Source organism: Natronocella acetinitrilica, from assembly GCF_024170285.1.
GTDB lineage: Bacteria > Pseudomonadota > Gammaproteobacteria > Nitrococcales > Aquisalimonadaceae > Natronocella > Natronocella acetinitrilica.
Window position 1 is genome coordinate 262,285 of record NZ_JALJXV010000002.1, and the last position, 14,756, is coordinate 277,040.

14 protein-coding genes are annotated in these 14,756 nt (G+C 60.7%); 3 read left to right on the forward strand and 11 right to left on the reverse strand.

The genetic code is table 11. The features are described from left to right. Positions 1 to 24 precede the first annotated feature (24 nt). The 4 genes from J2T57_RS04535 to J2T57_RS04550 form a co-directional block, all read right to left on the reverse strand. Positions 25 to 840, reverse strand: a complete 816-nt coding sequence (locus J2T57_RS04535) for a PhzF family phenazine biosynthesis protein (RefSeq protein ID WP_253474944.1) — start codon at positions 838 to 840, stop codon at positions 25 to 27. A 104-nt stretch (positions 841 to 944) separates the two neighbouring features. Continuing rightward, positions 945 to 2,648 (reverse strand): TRAP transporter large permease, encoded by a 1,704-nt coding sequence (locus J2T57_RS04540; RefSeq protein ID WP_253474947.1) that lies wholly within the window; start codon positions 2,646 to 2,648, stop codon positions 945 to 947. Further along, complete coding sequence (locus J2T57_RS04545) at positions 2,645 to 3,259, reverse strand: TRAP transporter small permease subunit (protein WP_253474950.1); 615 nt, start codon at positions 3,257 to 3,259, stop codon at positions 2,645 to 2,647. The genes J2T57_RS04540 and J2T57_RS04545 overlap by 4 nt, the downstream gene beginning before the upstream one ends. Positions 3,260 to 3,269: 10 nt before the next feature. Continuing rightward, complete coding sequence (locus J2T57_RS04550) at positions 3,270 to 4,436, reverse strand: TRAP transporter substrate-binding protein (RefSeq protein WP_253474953.1); 1,167 nt, start codon at positions 4,434 to 4,436, stop codon at positions 3,270 to 3,272. 275 nt (positions 4,437 to 4,711) lie between these two features. Between J2T57_RS04550 and J2T57_RS04555 the strand changes: the two genes are divergently transcribed. Further along, positions 4,712 to 5,350: a DJ-1/PfpI family protein gene (locus J2T57_RS04555; protein ID WP_253474956.1), complete on the forward strand. Its 639-nt coding sequence runs from the start codon at positions 4,712 to 4,714 to the stop codon at positions 5,348 to 5,350. Here the strand turns inward: J2T57_RS04555 and J2T57_RS04560 are convergent. Continuing rightward, positions 5,341 to 5,931: a helix-turn-helix domain-containing protein gene (locus tag J2T57_RS04560; RefSeq protein ID WP_253474959.1), complete on the reverse strand. Its 591-nt coding sequence runs from the start codon at positions 5,929 to 5,931 to the stop codon at positions 5,341 to 5,343. The two genes, J2T57_RS04555 and J2T57_RS04560, sit on opposite strands and share 10 nt — an antisense overlap. Positions 5,932 to 6,307: 376 nt before the next feature. Between J2T57_RS04560 and J2T57_RS04565 the strand changes: the two genes are divergently transcribed. Both J2T57_RS04565 and J2T57_RS04570 read left to right on the forward strand, forming a co-directional pair. Beyond that, positions 6,308 to 6,781 (forward strand): RidA family protein, encoded by a 474-nt coding sequence (locus J2T57_RS04565; RefSeq protein WP_253474962.1) that lies wholly within the window; start codon positions 6,308 to 6,310, stop codon positions 6,779 to 6,781. A 29-nt stretch (positions 6,782 to 6,810) separates the two neighbouring features. Next, entirely contained in the window at positions 6,811 to 7,659 is an 849-nt protein-coding gene (locus tag J2T57_RS04570) for an MBL fold metallo-hydrolase (RefSeq protein WP_253474965.1), read from the forward strand. Here J2T57_RS04570 and J2T57_RS04575 read toward each other — a convergent pair. From J2T57_RS04575 to katG, 6 genes are all read right to left on the reverse strand, one after another. Continuing rightward, positions 7,656 to 8,183, reverse strand: coding sequence for a phosphatase PAP2 family protein (locus tag J2T57_RS04575; RefSeq protein ID WP_366519063.1), 528 nt, complete (start codon positions 8,181 to 8,183; stop codon positions 7,656 to 7,658). The two genes, J2T57_RS04570 and J2T57_RS04575, sit on opposite strands and share 4 nt — an antisense overlap. A 102-nt stretch (positions 8,184 to 8,285) precedes the next feature. Beyond that, positions 8,286 to 9,302: a glycosyltransferase family 4 protein gene (locus tag J2T57_RS22355; protein WP_253474968.1), complete on the reverse strand. Its 1,017-nt coding sequence runs from the start codon at positions 9,300 to 9,302 to the stop codon at positions 8,286 to 8,288. Between the two features lie 66 nt (positions 9,303 to 9,368). Beyond that, complete coding sequence (locus J2T57_RS04585) at positions 9,369 to 10,055, reverse strand: phosphate signaling complex PhoU family protein (RefSeq protein ID WP_253474971.1); 687 nt, start codon at positions 10,053 to 10,055, stop codon at positions 9,369 to 9,371. 23 nt (positions 10,056 to 10,078) lie between these two features. Then, the gene (locus J2T57_RS04590; RefSeq protein WP_253474973.1) at positions 10,079 to 11,284 is read right to left on the reverse strand and encodes a Na/Pi symporter; all 1,206 of its coding nucleotides are present in this window, start codon (positions 11,282 to 11,284) and stop codon (positions 10,079 to 10,081) included. A 276-nt stretch (positions 11,285 to 11,560) separates the two neighbouring features. Then, on the reverse strand, positions 11,561 to 12,334 hold the full coding sequence (locus J2T57_RS04595) for a ParA family protein (protein ID WP_301289119.1): 774 nt from the start codon (positions 12,332 to 12,334) through the stop codon (positions 11,561 to 11,563). Positions 12,335 to 12,533: 199 nt separating this feature from the next. After that, entirely contained in the window at positions 12,534 to 14,744 is a 2,211-nt protein-coding gene (gene katG, locus J2T57_RS04600; protein WP_301289120.1) for a catalase/peroxidase HPI, read from the reverse strand. Positions 14,745 to 14,756 lie beyond the last annotated feature (12 nt).

Here is a 14,756-nt window from a genome sequence, read left to right on the forward strand (position 1 = left end):
ACAGGGCACCTGCGGCCGGCGCGTTCAGATTGTAATTTCCGCGTCCATGAAGGTGACGGCGCTACCAGACAGCAAGACCCGATCGCCCTGTAACTCGCAGGTGAGATTACCGCCGCGCCGGGATACCTGTCGCGCGGTCAGCAGGCGTTTGCCGAGCCTGCCAGCCCAGTACGGTGCCAGTGCACAATGGGCCGACCCGGTGACAGGGTCCTCCGGAACACCGAACCGGGGCGCGAAGAAGCGACTGACAAAATCCGTCTCGGTGCCTTGCGCGGTGACTATCACGCCTCGAAGATCGAGCTGGGCTAGAAAGTGGTGGTTAGGCAGGATGGCCCGGACGGTTGCCTCGCTATCGAACACCGCCACGTAGTCGCTGGCCGCCAGAACCTCGATGGGGCGCACACCCAGGCCCTGCTCCAGAGCTTCCGGCGTCTCACAGGGTGTCGGCGTCGAGGCGGGAAAGTCCATTTGCAGCAAATCATCCTGCCTTTCCACATATAGCTCACCGCTGCGCGTGGCAAAGGTGATGCTCGACCCGGTGTAACCGAGGTGCTCGAAAAGCACATGGGCGCTCGCCAGGGTGGCATGCCCACAGAGATCAACCTCCTTTTTCGGCGTGAACCAGCGCAGATCAAACCCGTTCGGATTCGCCACGAAAAAGGCGGTCTCGGAGAGATTGTTTTCTTCAGCGATGGACTGCAGCGTGTCATCGTCCAACCACGCATCCAGGGGACACACCGCCGCTGGATTGCCCTGGAATACACGAGATGCAAAAGCATCCACCTGAAACAGCCTGATCTTCCTGTTCGCCGGCACGTTGACCCCCGAGGCTGAAAACATCCGACTCTTATGCTACCGGAGGACCTCGCGAGTCAGCCATCAAACACCCTATACCCCTTCTTTGAGTCAATCTGCCTGGAGCGTCGAAGCTTGCCATGCCAACGCTACCCATACAGCTGGGCGGGCAGCCACAGCGCCACCGCCGGGAAAGTATAGAGAATGACGATTGCGAGAATCTGGATGCAAAGAAAAGGCAGCATACCCACAAATATCTTGTTCAGTGTGACCTCAGGGGGTGCCACACCGCGCAGATAGAACGCGGCCATCGCAACCGGGGGCGAAAGGAAGGCTGTCTGCAGGTTGAGCGCCACCAACAATCCGAAGAGCAGCGGGTTGACGTCAAAGTGACTGAGTAGCGGCACGAAAATGGGCACGAAAATCACGATGATCTCGGTCCAGTCCAGCGGCCAACCCAACACGAAAATAATGACCTGAGCGAGAATCATGAACTCAAGGGGCGTGAGGTTCATGGCCAGTACCCATGACTCGATGAGTTGCTGGCCTCCGAGGAGTGCGAAGACTGCGGAGAAGACGCTGGCCCCTATGAAAAGCCATCCCACCATAGCCGTGGTCTTGCCGGTCAGGTAGAGCGACTGCTTCAGCATCGTGGCATTAAGGCGCCGATAGGCAAGCGCTAGCAGCAGCCCCCCCATGGACCCGACCGCCGCTGCTTCGGTAGGTGTTGCGAGGCCGAATACGATCGAACCCAGCACGGCGACGATCAACGCCGCGAGCGGGATCACCGAACTGAGCAACATACGCGCGATCTCGAGCCGGACGATGGTGAGGCGAGCGTAAATCAGTGCAAGCAGGCCGCCACCCACAAGGCTCGTTAACCAGAATCCGGAGCCGGCTGACGCAAACCCGCCTATAGCGGCATCGCTTTGCCTGTAGGCAAACAGCAGGGCCACCACGAAAAGCACCGCTGGCGTCAGAAGCACAGCGCTGTATAGCAGCAACGATGGCAGAGCCACATTGGCATTGCGACGTCCCTTTAACGCCTGAAGCAAGGCGGAAATTGCCGGCGTGCGTTCGTCATTCCCGGCGGTTTTTGCGAACGCCGGCAGAGGAATGGCTCGTTGCTCCGCCGTGAGCGGAGGCGCAAGGCCCGGCCGCAGCCAACTGAGTACCACCACATACACCACGTAAAGGCTGGCCAGCATCAATCCCGGGAAGATCGCACCCGCGTAGAGTTGCACCACTGAAACGCCAGCCGTCGCCCCATAGACGATCAAAAGCACCGACGGGGGGATCAATATGCCAAGACAACCGCCGGCCGCGACAATGCCGGCGGCAAGCTTGGTGTTGTAGCCAGCCTTCAGCATCACCGGCAGCGCCAGCAAACCCATGACCGCGACAACGGCACCGATGATGCCAGTTGCCGTAGCGAACAAGGCGCAAGTCGCCAGCGTCGCGACGCCCAGCGCACCGGGCACGCGAGCCATGGCCAGGTGCATGACCTTGAACAACCGTTCGATGAGGTTGGCTCGCTCGACGAGATAGCCCATGAAGATGAAAAGCGGGATGGCGACAAGCACATCGTTGGTCACCGTGGCCCAGGCGCGCTGGACCACCAGACGCATCACGATGTCCCATTCCCACTGGAATGCGTACAGACCGAACAGCACGCCCATGCCCAGTAGCGTGAACGCAGCCGGAAACCCCAACATGATCGAGGTGACGACCAGACCCAGCATCAACAGGCCGACATGGCCATCCGTCATGTTCTCAGTAGACAGAAAAAGGCCAAAGACCAGTGCGACCACAATAGCCAGGAGAGAGAATCCAACCTTGACCGTATTGTTCATCGTTTGGGATCCCCACTGGATGGCTGCAGGGAAGTCATCCCAAGCAACTCTTCGCTGGACCCGACATCCCTGGGTCGGGGCGGCCAGAAACCCGTTCGGAGACAGACAATCGCCCTGAGAATTTCTGCCAGTCCCTGGAGAAGCAGTAGGGCCGCAGCAACCGGAATGGCAACCCGCAGCGGCCAGACCGGAGGGCCGCCCGGGCTGAGAGATGAGCGTTCACCGCTGGTGACCGCAGCCTCGGCAAAGCCGTAACCAGCCACCAGGAGAGCGATCACACCGGGCATGAAAAACAGCGGAAAGAGCACCAGATCAAAACCTGCCTGCGCCCTCGGAGGTAGCGCACCGTAGAGCAGATCCCCGCGGATATGGCCATCCTTGGCCAGGGTGTAGGCGCCGGCCACGAGGAGCACGGTGCCATACAGCATGTAGCTTGTATCGAAGACCCAGGTATGCGCCTTGCCAAGCACATACCGGGAAAAGACCTCCCAGGAAATCAGGAGCGTCAGCACAAGTATCAGCCAGGAGCAAAGTCGCCCGGCGAGCGTGCTGACGGCATCCGCCAGCAGAATCAGGCGATTTACCAGTGCACCGGCCGCTTGATGCGCCATGGCCGCCGCCTCAACCGAAGTAGTGGTTGTAGGCGAGTTCCTGATCCGGCGTGACTTCGTTGTGCCAGTAGACGACACGCCGTGCCCAGGCCTTCTGCGATTCAATGACCCTGGCGAACACCTCGTTCTCAGCGGAATGCTTCTCGATAACCGCGTCCCAGGCCCTTAGCTGGGCCTCGAGCACCGCCGGGGGCGTGCGCCGCATTTCGACCCCTTCTTCCTGCATCTCGATATAGTCCTGAGACATCCGATGCATGTTCTTCCAGTGCATATCCGCACTGGCGGCATGGGCAGCATGGTTGAGAATGACCTTGATATCGTCTGGCAGGCTGTCGTAGCGACGGCGATTGATCATGATCTCGCAGGGGTTGTTCATCATGTGGTAGCTGCGCTGGTAGTAGTAGCGCGCCACATCGGGAAACCCCATCACCCGGTCATCCGTCGCACTTGCGAACTCGGCGGCATCCAGCACACCCCGATCAAGTGCGGGGACAATGTCCGCGGGTGCCATTTGCACTGTTGACATGCCAAGCTGGTTGAACATGTCCACCGCAAGCCCGGCAGTACGGAAGCGCAGTCCTTCCAGATCCGAGACCTGGTTAATTTCCCGGTTGAACCAGCCAAGTGGTTCCGGGGGAACAGGCCCAAGAAGGAAGCTCTGCACATTCACGCGTGCGGCCTCCTGCACCTCCCGATAGAGCTCCTTGCCGCCCCCGTACTCCACCCAACCGAGCAATTGCATGGAGTTCATGCCGAAGTCGGGTCCGGCCCCATAAAGACCGAACGCCGTGTTCTTGCCAAACCAGAAGCCGGGGATACCGTGGGCGCCATCCAGCACGCCATCCATCGTCGCGTCGAGAACCTGCAAACCGGGAACAACCATGCCAGCGGACATCATCTGAATCTGCAGCCGACCTCCGGTCATTTCCTCGACCTTGCGAGTCCAGTCCTCAGCCACCTCGTGGTAAATGAATGTGTTGGGCCACGTACTCTGAAAGCGCAGTCGAATCGGTGTCTGCGCGCTGGCGATGTAGGGAAAACCCGCCACAGCGGTGCCCGCCGCCGCTGTTGTAGCCGCCGTGGCAAGAAACTTACGGCGTGGCAGAGACACGCTGTTTTCTGCGGACGATGCCTCCGGCAACATATTCTCGCTGACCTGTCCCTTCGAGTTGTGCATGGCTCCAACCTCTTGCTGTCTTCATGGAGATCGCCTGACGGCCTCGCCCTGAACAGGACTCAGACGGCAGCGATGAGAAACCTTTCCCATCAAGAAGTTGTCTAGCAGGAACCATGCCACAGCTTGCGTCGAGAATGTAAATTCTTATATAGTTGTTTCTTGTGATATTTTTAAGAAAAGCTTAGATACGTTGTTTTTGCTAAACGCACCAATTAGTTTCTTATAAAGAAACCTTCCGCTCTAAGTTGGTGCGCATTGAGAAACAGGGGGTCGCCATGCAGTTCGGAGTCTTCGTCTACGAGGGAGTTGAACCCATCGATCTGGCGACTTTCGGCGTACTGTCGATGGCACGCCGCGTCGCACCGCAAATCGAGATCGTGACCATTGCGCCCGAGGCCGGGCCGGTCATCCTGTCCAATGGCCTGACGGTGCTGGCCCAATACTCGGTTGACGACGCCCCGCCACTGGCTGCCCTGATCGTCACGGGCGGCCCCGGCTGGCAGGATCAGACCACCCATGCGCCCACACTGCGCTATCTGCGCCAGTGCGCCGAGAACCATCTGGTGGCCTCAGTGTGCACCGGGGCGATGATTCTTGCGGCAAGCGGCGTGCTCGACGGCCACACCGCAACGACCAAGCGTGAGGTGATAGAAGGACAGGAGGCGCCACCCATCGATCTGCTGGCCGCCACAGGACAGTCCATCACCACCATCCCTGCCCGATTCGTCGATGAAGGCACAGTGATCACGGGGGGCGGAGTCAGCCTGTGCATCGACACCACTCTGCATCTGCTGGAGCGTATGCTCGGGCAAGAAGTGGCAGCGGAAACTGCGCGAATCATCGAATACGGGTCAGCCATGGCGGCGAATGAGAACCGCCTGCCCGCGAGACGGCAGAAGGCCGATCAATCATGATAGATGACCACTAGAGCCCGGGCATCTTCCGCCAGGCTCCGGCCCCGATGCGGAATGTGCGACTCAAAGTACAGGCTATCCCCCGCCTGCAACCTGTAGGCGCGGGGCTCGCCATCAATGGTGAACTCGAACTCCACCTCTCCACTCAGGACGAAGATGAACTCTTCTCCCTCGTGCTCGAAGCTGACGCCTTTCTGTAACTGATCGGGGAAAGTGAAGAGGAAGGGCTCCATGTGCTTGGAACGCTTCTTGTGAGCCAGGCTGGTGTAATCGTAGCCGAATGCGGTGGCGCCCCGGACGACGGTCTGACGTTCGTCGGCACGGACCACACAAACGGCGTCCTCGGGACCGATCTCCGGTTCCTTCAAGAAGCTGGCAACGTCCTCGTCCAGGGCATTCGCAATGCGCACGAGTGTGCCAATGGGCGGAACCACATGCCCGTTCTCGATCTTGGAGATGTACCCCTTGGTCAGCCCTGCCGCCTCGGCAAGCCGCTCCTGTGTGATGCCGCACTCGATGCGTCGCTCAATGACGCGTTTGCTGATGTTGCGCTCGACATCCGTATTCAACGGGTTCGACATTCACGATGTCCGATCAATAGTGGCCTCAAGACACCTTGCCACGAGCAAGGCGGCAGGCGTGTACGCCCGCCGCGATAGAGATGCCATGACCGCGCCTGCAATGCAATGATGGAGGCAACGCTTGCCGCAACCGCATGACCCCACTGGTGCACGGCAACGCACCATTTAGACGCAGATGTTTCCAAAAGAGAAACAAAATGGTGCTATGGAACAGACCCACTCACTCTGATCTCTATTTTTATATTCTATAATTCAATGCTATACGTTTAAAAGCGACATCATCAAGCGCTCTCTTGGTGTGGCATGTTTCCTGCTGGTATATACTCGGGCATTCATCTGATACAACAATACCAGTCACGATTACGGGGAACACGCCATGGGCATTATCGACAAGCGATTGACCGAATGCGGCATCACCCTTCCACCTGCCGCAGCACCTGTGGGCAACTACGTTGCGTACACAGTCTCCGGCCAATACGTCCATATCTCAGGACAGTTGCCGCTGGAAAACGGTGCGATGGCTGTTAAGGGCATCCTCGGCGACAGCCTGGATGTCGAAGCCGGGTATCGCGCAGCGCGGATCTGCGCGCTGAATCTGATCGCCCAGCTCAAGGAGGCCTGTGGCGGCGACCTGGACCGTGTCGAACGGGTGTTGAAACTTGGAGGTTTTGTCAGCGCGACGGCGGATTTTCACGACGCACCGAAATGCGTGAACGGCGCTTCCGACCTGATGGTTGAAGTCTTCGGAGAAGCCGGAAAGCATGCCCGCTTCGCCGTCGGTGTTGCATCGCTGCCCGCCGGCGCCGCAGTAGAAGTGGACGGTCTGTTCGAAATTTCAGCAAGCGTCTAAGACACCGACTGACTACAGGAGTCCAGATCATGAACCCGAACCCCACCATTCGCTATTACGGCTGGTCGGCGCTGTCCATCAACACGAATCAGGGCAACCTGTTTTTCGACCCCTTCTACCGAAAGTACTGCGGTGCCCAATGGTTTTCGGCAAAGGATTTCGACAGTGCCGATCTCATTTGCGTGACCCATGGCCACGAGGAGCACTTCCTTGATGTGCCGGACATCGCCAAGTCGACAGGAGCGACCGTCATCGGGCCGCGGGCGGTGACCCGTTTCCTACGGCGTCGCACAGGCCTGGCCGAAGACAAACTCATCACCATCGACTTTGACGCGCCCCTGAATGTGCCGGGCTTCACCCTCTCGGCATTCAAGTGGCAACATCGGGACATCAACCTGGTCAAGGCGATGACGAAAGCCGTTTTCCAGGGCAACACCACACAGCTGGCTTGGGCCTGGAGCAGCGCAACCAACGCGCCGTTCTATGCCCCCTACACCGGCTACCACGTGGAACTGCCCAATGGCACCACCGTGCTGAACTACAACGAGGGCTTCAACACCAAGATGACCGATAAGGAAATCACCGCTCTCGGGCAGCGCTTCAAGACGGACGTGTTGCTCGCCGGCATGCAACTCGATTTCGTCGACGACGTGGCGCGAGGTGCCGCGGCGCTCGACCCGAAGATCGTGCTGCTCTACCCGCCCCACGAGAAATTCCACGACATGATGGGCGCAAAGTCACGACCATGGTCGGAGTTCGCTGCCGCAGTAAAGGCATGCCTGCCTGAAGCAACGGTGATCATCGCCGAGCCGGGCACCGCCATCGATGCAGTGACCGGCGAGGTGGTTGAGCAGCCAGTCGAGTCTGCAGTGGCTTAACCGCCCGCCAGTAGTGTCAGGCTGCCGTAGGCAAGGCCCGCGCCGATGGTCGCACCGCACAAGACATCCGTCGGATAGTGCAGGCCGAGGACAACCCGGGAAGCGGCAACCAGCGTTGCAAAACAGGCCAGCGGCCAGAACAACGCCGGGAAATAGTGCACCGCCACCAGCGTCAGGCTGACGGCGTGCAGGGTATGGCCAGACGGGAAGCTGTATTGGTCGAGTGGCGGCGCGCCCAGGGTAATGGCGTCTTCCACGCTGTATGGGCGTGGGCGTCCAGTCGCTTTCTTGATCACCGCGTAAACCAGCACACCCAGCCCGGCGATCACAAGCATGTGAATGGACGCGACCAGGCCGGCACTGCCGTACAGCAGGGGCAGGATAGCCATCAAGCCATACCAGAAGACCCCGTCTCCCAGGCGGCTGACAAGCGCGAAAAACGGCCGCACCGGGTGATACCGCTGCATGATCCTGTTCATGTGCAGGCAAACCGTGAGGTCGTATCGGACGAGCTGGCGCATCATTGGCGTGTCCCCATGTTGACGGCAGTTGGTTGCCTCTGGACGCATGGTGACCGGCGCGGATGCAAGGCGCATGACACAGGGGTTGCAGTTCGATGACCGGCCTCAGGCCGTGTTGCTTTGCCGTATGGGATCGGCCAGATTGTTCAGAAACTGTTGGGCGCAGGCGTCCCAGCTTCTGGTCCGCGCGTAGGCGATGCAGTTGTCCGGCGAAACCGAGACTGCCCGGTGCCAGGCGCGCCCAAGGTCTTCATCAAGGGCGCCGGTAACCCCATCGGTGATCACATCCCGCGGTCCCGTCACCGGGTAGGCCGCCACCGGGACGCCGCAGGCCATGGCCTCCAGCATGGTCAGACCGAAGGTATCCGTACGGCTGGGAAACACAACGCAATCGGCCGCTGCCACATGGCGTGCCAGGTCCTCGCCGCTGCAAAAACCGGTGAAACGGACGTTCGGATAGCGCGCTTTCAGCCTTGCCGCGTCGGGCCCATCGCCGACAACGTAGCACGTGCCGGGGATGTTCAGATCCAGGAATGCCTCGATGTTCTTCTCCACGGCGACCCGCCCGACATACATGCTGATCGGTCTTGGCCCATCAAGGAAACCCTTGCATCTCGGGCGAAAAAGCCCGCTGTCAACGCCACGGGACCACAAGGCAAGATGAGCGAAGCCGCGCTTTGCCAGTTCATCCCGCAAAGATGGCGTGGCCACAAGGGTTCGCGTCGCCGGCGCATGAAAGCGTCGCAGCAGGGCGTAACTCCAGCTAATGGGCACGGGAGCACGCAAACGCAGGTACTGTGGAAATCGCGTGTGATAGGCGGTGGTGAAGCGCAGCCCATGCGCCAGACAGTAGGCCCGCGCAGCCCAACCAAGCGGCCCCTCGGTTGCAATGTGTATCGCATCAGCGCTGGTTTCGGCGAGCATCTTGCCCACCCGCACGCGGGGCCCAAGCGCCAGGCGAATATCCGGGTAGGTCGGGCACGGCAGGGAGACGAAGTCCGAAGGGGTAATGAAGCGGACCGCGTGCCCCGTCTGCCGCAACACGCGAGCCAGGCTGGTGAGGGTAGTCACCACTCCGTTCACCTGGGGATGCCAGGCGTCGGTCACAATGACGATCTTCACGGCAGATCCTGAGTAGCGGCCACTGGGGCATCACTGTGCCGCACTCACATGACGCGACAATGACGGTCAGAGTCGGCCGTTCTCGTCGTCTTCGGAGTAGAAGTCCAGATCCTCCAGTTGTCCCAGGACTGCCGTGGCGATGTTCGACAGATGTGCTGCAACGCGCTTGTAGTGGCGGGTCAGCAGCGAATAGGCCACGGCTTCGTGAAACTCGATCTGCTCCTCATCCTTGAACAGGTTCTCGATGAGACGGTCGCAGCGGCGCCGGATGTCACCAGCCTGGGTCAAGGCCTTGCGCGCTCCGGCCTCGTCCGAGTTACGGGTCGCCGAGGTTACCAGCTCGAAGAGCGTCGCCATCTGATCCGCCATGCTATCCAGCGGCTCCTGGTAACGCGGTACGTGAAAACCCTCGGTATAGAAAGCACCCACCTCGAAAACGTTCTTGCAGTAGTCACCGATGCGCTCGGCATCCTTGGCCACGCTCATCAGGGCCAGGCAGGTGGCCACGTCATGACCGGGGTTCACCGTCAGGTGACGCAGTACCTTGCGGCGTATGGAACGCTCCCGGTCATTGATGGCCCGGTCGCGCTCGTAAAGTGGCGCACGCACCTCTTCCGCGGGCACCTTGCTGTGCAGGACCGCCTCGGCACGCTCGAACATCCACGCACCGTGCTCCAGCATGCGGGTCAGATCCTCGAAGGCCCGGTCAAGGGTGTTTTCCGAGGTGAGGGCGCTGTAGATTTCTCTGAACATGGAGGCCTCCTGATGCGCCGCGCTCAACGCAGCCGAACGTAGACTTCGGTGACACCGATACCGAGCAGCGGTATTACCAAGAATACGCCAATTAGGAACGCGAACGCATAGCGGGTCTGGCGCCCGGCCAATCGGCCGTACCAGTTGGCCACCCGCATGGGAATCACCCGCAGCGGATACCACACCAGCGTTCCGGTGATGTTGAATATGACGTGGAACAGCGCCACGGTCATGGCCGCGGCGATGGGGTTGGCCGTAGCCGCGAGCACACTGGTCACCGTGGTTCCGAGGTTTGCCCCCATCATGAACGGCAGCACCCGACGCATACGCACCACCCCTGCCCCGGCCAGCGGCACCATGAGGCTGCTGGTGATGGTGCTGGACTGCACCAGCACGGTGGAAATTACGCCCACGCTGTAAGCCCGCAGGTCAGTCCTGAAGAAATAGGTGCGGAACAGCCCATCCATGTGGCGCAAGAGCGCGCCGCGCAGGTTTCGCACCATGAAAACCAGGGCGACAAACATCAGCAACAGGCCCATGCAGGCGACAAACACCCCATGCGCCACTGGCGTCGGCATCAGCAGCCCACCCAGCGTGTCGAACAGGCGAACCACCGGAGCGGTGATCACCTTCACCGGGCTGTCCGGCCGTGCCACTTCCTCCAGACCGATCAGGCTGCTCAACCAGGCGGCGAGTTGGGTGAAGATGCCACGGCCACTCTCGTGAAAGAGCCCTGTCAGCCATTCCACGGGGAACACCAGCGCCACGGTGAGGATATTGAAGAAGTCGTGCATCAGTGCCGCAGTGAAGGAGCGGCGAAAGTTGCGGCGAATACGGATATTGGCCAAGGCCACAATGACGCCGGTCACGGCGGTGCCGATGTTCGCGCCCATGATGGCGAACACGGCTGTCCCCAGCGTCATTTCACCGGTGGCCACCAGCGTGACGATAAGCGCCGAAGTAAACGAGGAGCTCTGCACGACCATCGTCACGAGGACGCCGCCGAGCAGTGCGATGAAGGGGTTTTCACCATAGGCGAAGACCTGCGTCAGAAAATCACTGGCGCGACCGAAGGTACCGAGGCCCGACCCCATGACATTGAGTGCTGCCAGGAAGAGATACAGGCAGAGCCCCGCGTATAGACCACGCATCCACGCCGGAACTTCACGGGGATGACGACGACTCAAGGCGGGGCTGGTCCGGGCGGAACTGGACTTGGCAATTGACATCGAAAAGCGATCGGCCCTGTTGCGGCGGTGGCAGTCAATGGCGGCTGCGCACAGTGTCTCCGAAAACGGGCACTTTATGACAGAACTATTGCAGAATTGTTACAGGCGATGACGGATCGCGCCCCGCATGAGCCGCATATCGCACCGTGGCGGGCCATCCCCGGCCAGCTCGTCCAAGCGTTGCAGACCAAGGCAACGACCCTGGAAACGTCGTATCCGCCCAGCGCAACGGGGAACAGCATTTTTATCCCCAACGTCGAATGGTTGCAGCCGCCATCATGTGGCTCCAGGCAAATCGATTCGCGCAACCAACGCCTCCCATAGACTTTGCCAAGCCCGCGAAGAGCGACCCCTGGGGGCGAAGGTATGCACAGGGGCTCGTCGCTCGGCCACGCGCTCGTTGTCCACTGAAGCGGGAATGGAAACCTCAAGCAGGTTCGGGATTGCTGGGGGTGGGGTGTCCACCCACCGCCGGTGCGAAGCACGACGGCGATCAACCATCGAGAAATAGGCGTAGAGCTGACGATGAAACACCTGTAACCGTTCGAGTTCCTGCACCACCTGATCATGGGCGCGTAGCGACAGATCCGACGGAATCATCGGCATCAGCAAGGTATCGGCAGCCCTGAACACCGCTTCCGAAAGTCGGGAAAGTCCGGGCGGACAGTCGATCACGACGACGTCGTAGCGGCGCCCCAGGGGCTTGAGCAAGCGCCGCAGTATCTTCTCCGGCCGATCGGCGTCGTCTAACCGCAGATCAAGGTTGCGCAGCGTTGCATGGGCACCAATGCAATCCAGACCCGGCCATGCCGTTGGAACCGCAGCTTCGACGGCGGACAGCCGCATCTTGACCAGGCGTTTTGCCGGTGGGCCCGCAGCATCGCAACCCAGACACCAGGCCGCTGCTCCCTGGGGATCAAGATCCCAGCAGACCGTGCGGTATCCGGCCCGGGCAGCAAAATAGGCGAGATTCACTGCGCCGGTGGTTTTGCCGACCCCGCCCTTCAGGTGACACAAGGCGATTACATGCAAAGATCCCTCCCGAACCATTGGGTGATGGTTCAAGCACGCTGTTACGGATGGAAGAAACCCGGCCGATTGTAGCGGGTCGGAGGCGATGAATTGTTACAGTCGGCGGGAGGCGGCATTCGATTCGCCGGCCTGGTCTCGGCGACTGGACAACAAAAAAAGCGGCGCCCAGCTTTCGCTGAAGCGCCGCTTTGTCCAGCCGGGTGGCTGGGAGTCAGACTCAGGCCTGATCGAAGCGATCCGCATTCATGACCTTGTCCCACGCGGCAACGAAGTCACGCACGAACTTTTCCTGCGAGTCAGCGCAGGCGTAGACCTCCGCCAGAGCACGCAGCTCCGAATGCGAGCCGAACACGAGATCGACGCGGGTGCCGGTCCACTTCAGGTCGCCGGTCTTGCGATCACGCCCTTCATAGACATCTTCTTCCTTCGCGGAGGGCTTCCACTCAGTGCTCATGTCGAGCAGATTCACGAAGAAGTCATTGGTCAGGGCACCCGGACGCTTGGTGAACACGCCGTGCTTGGCCTGCTTGTAGTTGACATCCAGCACGCGCAGGCCGCCGACGAGAGCGGTCATCTCCGGCGCGGTCAGCGTCAGCAGCTGAGCACGATCCACCAGCATTTCCTCGGCCGATACGGTGTAGGCCTTGGGATGGTAGTTGCGGAAGCCATCAGCCTCGGGATGCAGCGGCGCGAAGCTGTCCGCGTCAGTCTGCTCCTCGGTGGCGTCGGTACGGCCAGGCGTGAACGGGACTTCAACAGTGTGACCCGCATCCTTGGCAGCCTTCTCGATGGCGGCGGCACCGCCAAGCACGATCAGATCGGCCAGGGAAACCCGCTTGTTGCCGGACTGGGCGCTGTTGAACTCCTGCTGCACCCCTTCCAGCGCCTTCAGCACCTTGGCGAGCTGCTGCGGCTGGTTGACTTCCCAGTCCTTCTGCGGCGCCAGACGAATGCGGGCACCGTTGGCGCCACCACGCATGTCCGAGCCGCGGAACGTGGAAGCGGAGGACCAGGCAGTGTAGACCAGTTCGGACACCGACAGACCGGTGGCCAGAATCTTGGACTTCAGCGCAGCGATGTCCTGCGTGTCGACCAGGTCGTGATCAATCGCCGGAACCGGATCCTGCCAGATCAGCTCTTCGGTGGGCACTTCAGGGCCGAGGTAGCGCACGCGCGGACCCATGTCGCGGTGGGTCAGCTTGAACCAGGCCCGGGCGAAAGCATCGGCGAACTCCTCGGGGTTCTCGTGGAAGTGCTTCGAGATCTTGAGGTATTCGGGATCCTTGATCAGCGCAATATCGGTCGTGGCCATCATCGGCGCGACACGCTTGGACGGATCGTGGGCGTGAGGCACTGCGTCTTTGCCTGCATCACCCTTCGGCTTCCACTGATTGGCACCAGCGGGGCTCTTGGTCAGCTCCCACTCGTAGCCGAACAGCGTGTCGAAGTAGCTGGTATCCCACTTGGTGGGCGTCGGCGTCCAGGCGCCTTCCAGACCACTGGTGATGGTGTCGCCGCCCTTGCCGGTGCCGAAGCTGTTCTTCCAGCCCAGGCCCTGCTCTTCCAGCGGCGCAGCTTCCGGCTCGGGACCGACATGGGCCGGATCACCGGCGCCGTGGGTCTTGCCGAAGGTGTGACCACCGGCGCAAAGAGCCACAGTCTCATAGTCGTTCATGGCCATGCGGGCAAAGGTGTCACGAATGTCGTGCGCTGCAGCCAGCGGGTCCGGCTTGCCATTGGGGCCTTCCGGGTTCACGTAGATCAGGCCCATCTGTACCGCCGCCAGCGGGTTCTCCAGCTCACGATCGCCCTCGTAGCGCTCGTCGGCGAGCCATTCGCCTTCCTTGCCCCAGTAGATGTCCTGCTCGGGTTCCCAGATGTCCGCCCGACCACCACCGAAGCCAAAGGTCTTGAAGCCCATGGATTCCATGGCGACGTTGCCGGTCAGAACCAACAGGTCGGCCCAGGAGATCTGCTTGCCGTATTTCTGCTTGATCGGCCACAGCAGACGACGGGCCTTGTCCAGGTTCCCGTTATCCGGCCAGCTGTTGGTAGGCGCGAAACGTTGGGCACCAGTACCGGCACCGCCGCGACCGTCTGCAATGCGGTAGGTACCGGCGGCATGCCAGGCCATGCGAACGAAGAACGGGCCGTAGTGACCATAATCGGCCGGCCACCACTCCTGAGAATCGGTCATGAGATCTTCCAGGTCCTTCTTCAGGGCCTTCAGATCGAGCTTCTTGAATTCTTCACGGTAGTCGAACCCGTCGCCCATGGGGTCGGACAGGGAAGAGTGCTGACGAAGAATGTTCAGCTTCAACTGGCCCGGCCACCAGTCGTCGTTGCTCGTGCCACGGAAACCCGGCTTGATTGGGTCGCCGTGCATGACCGGGCACTTGCCTGTGGTCTTGATATCGGTTGCGGCCATTACTTTCTCCGA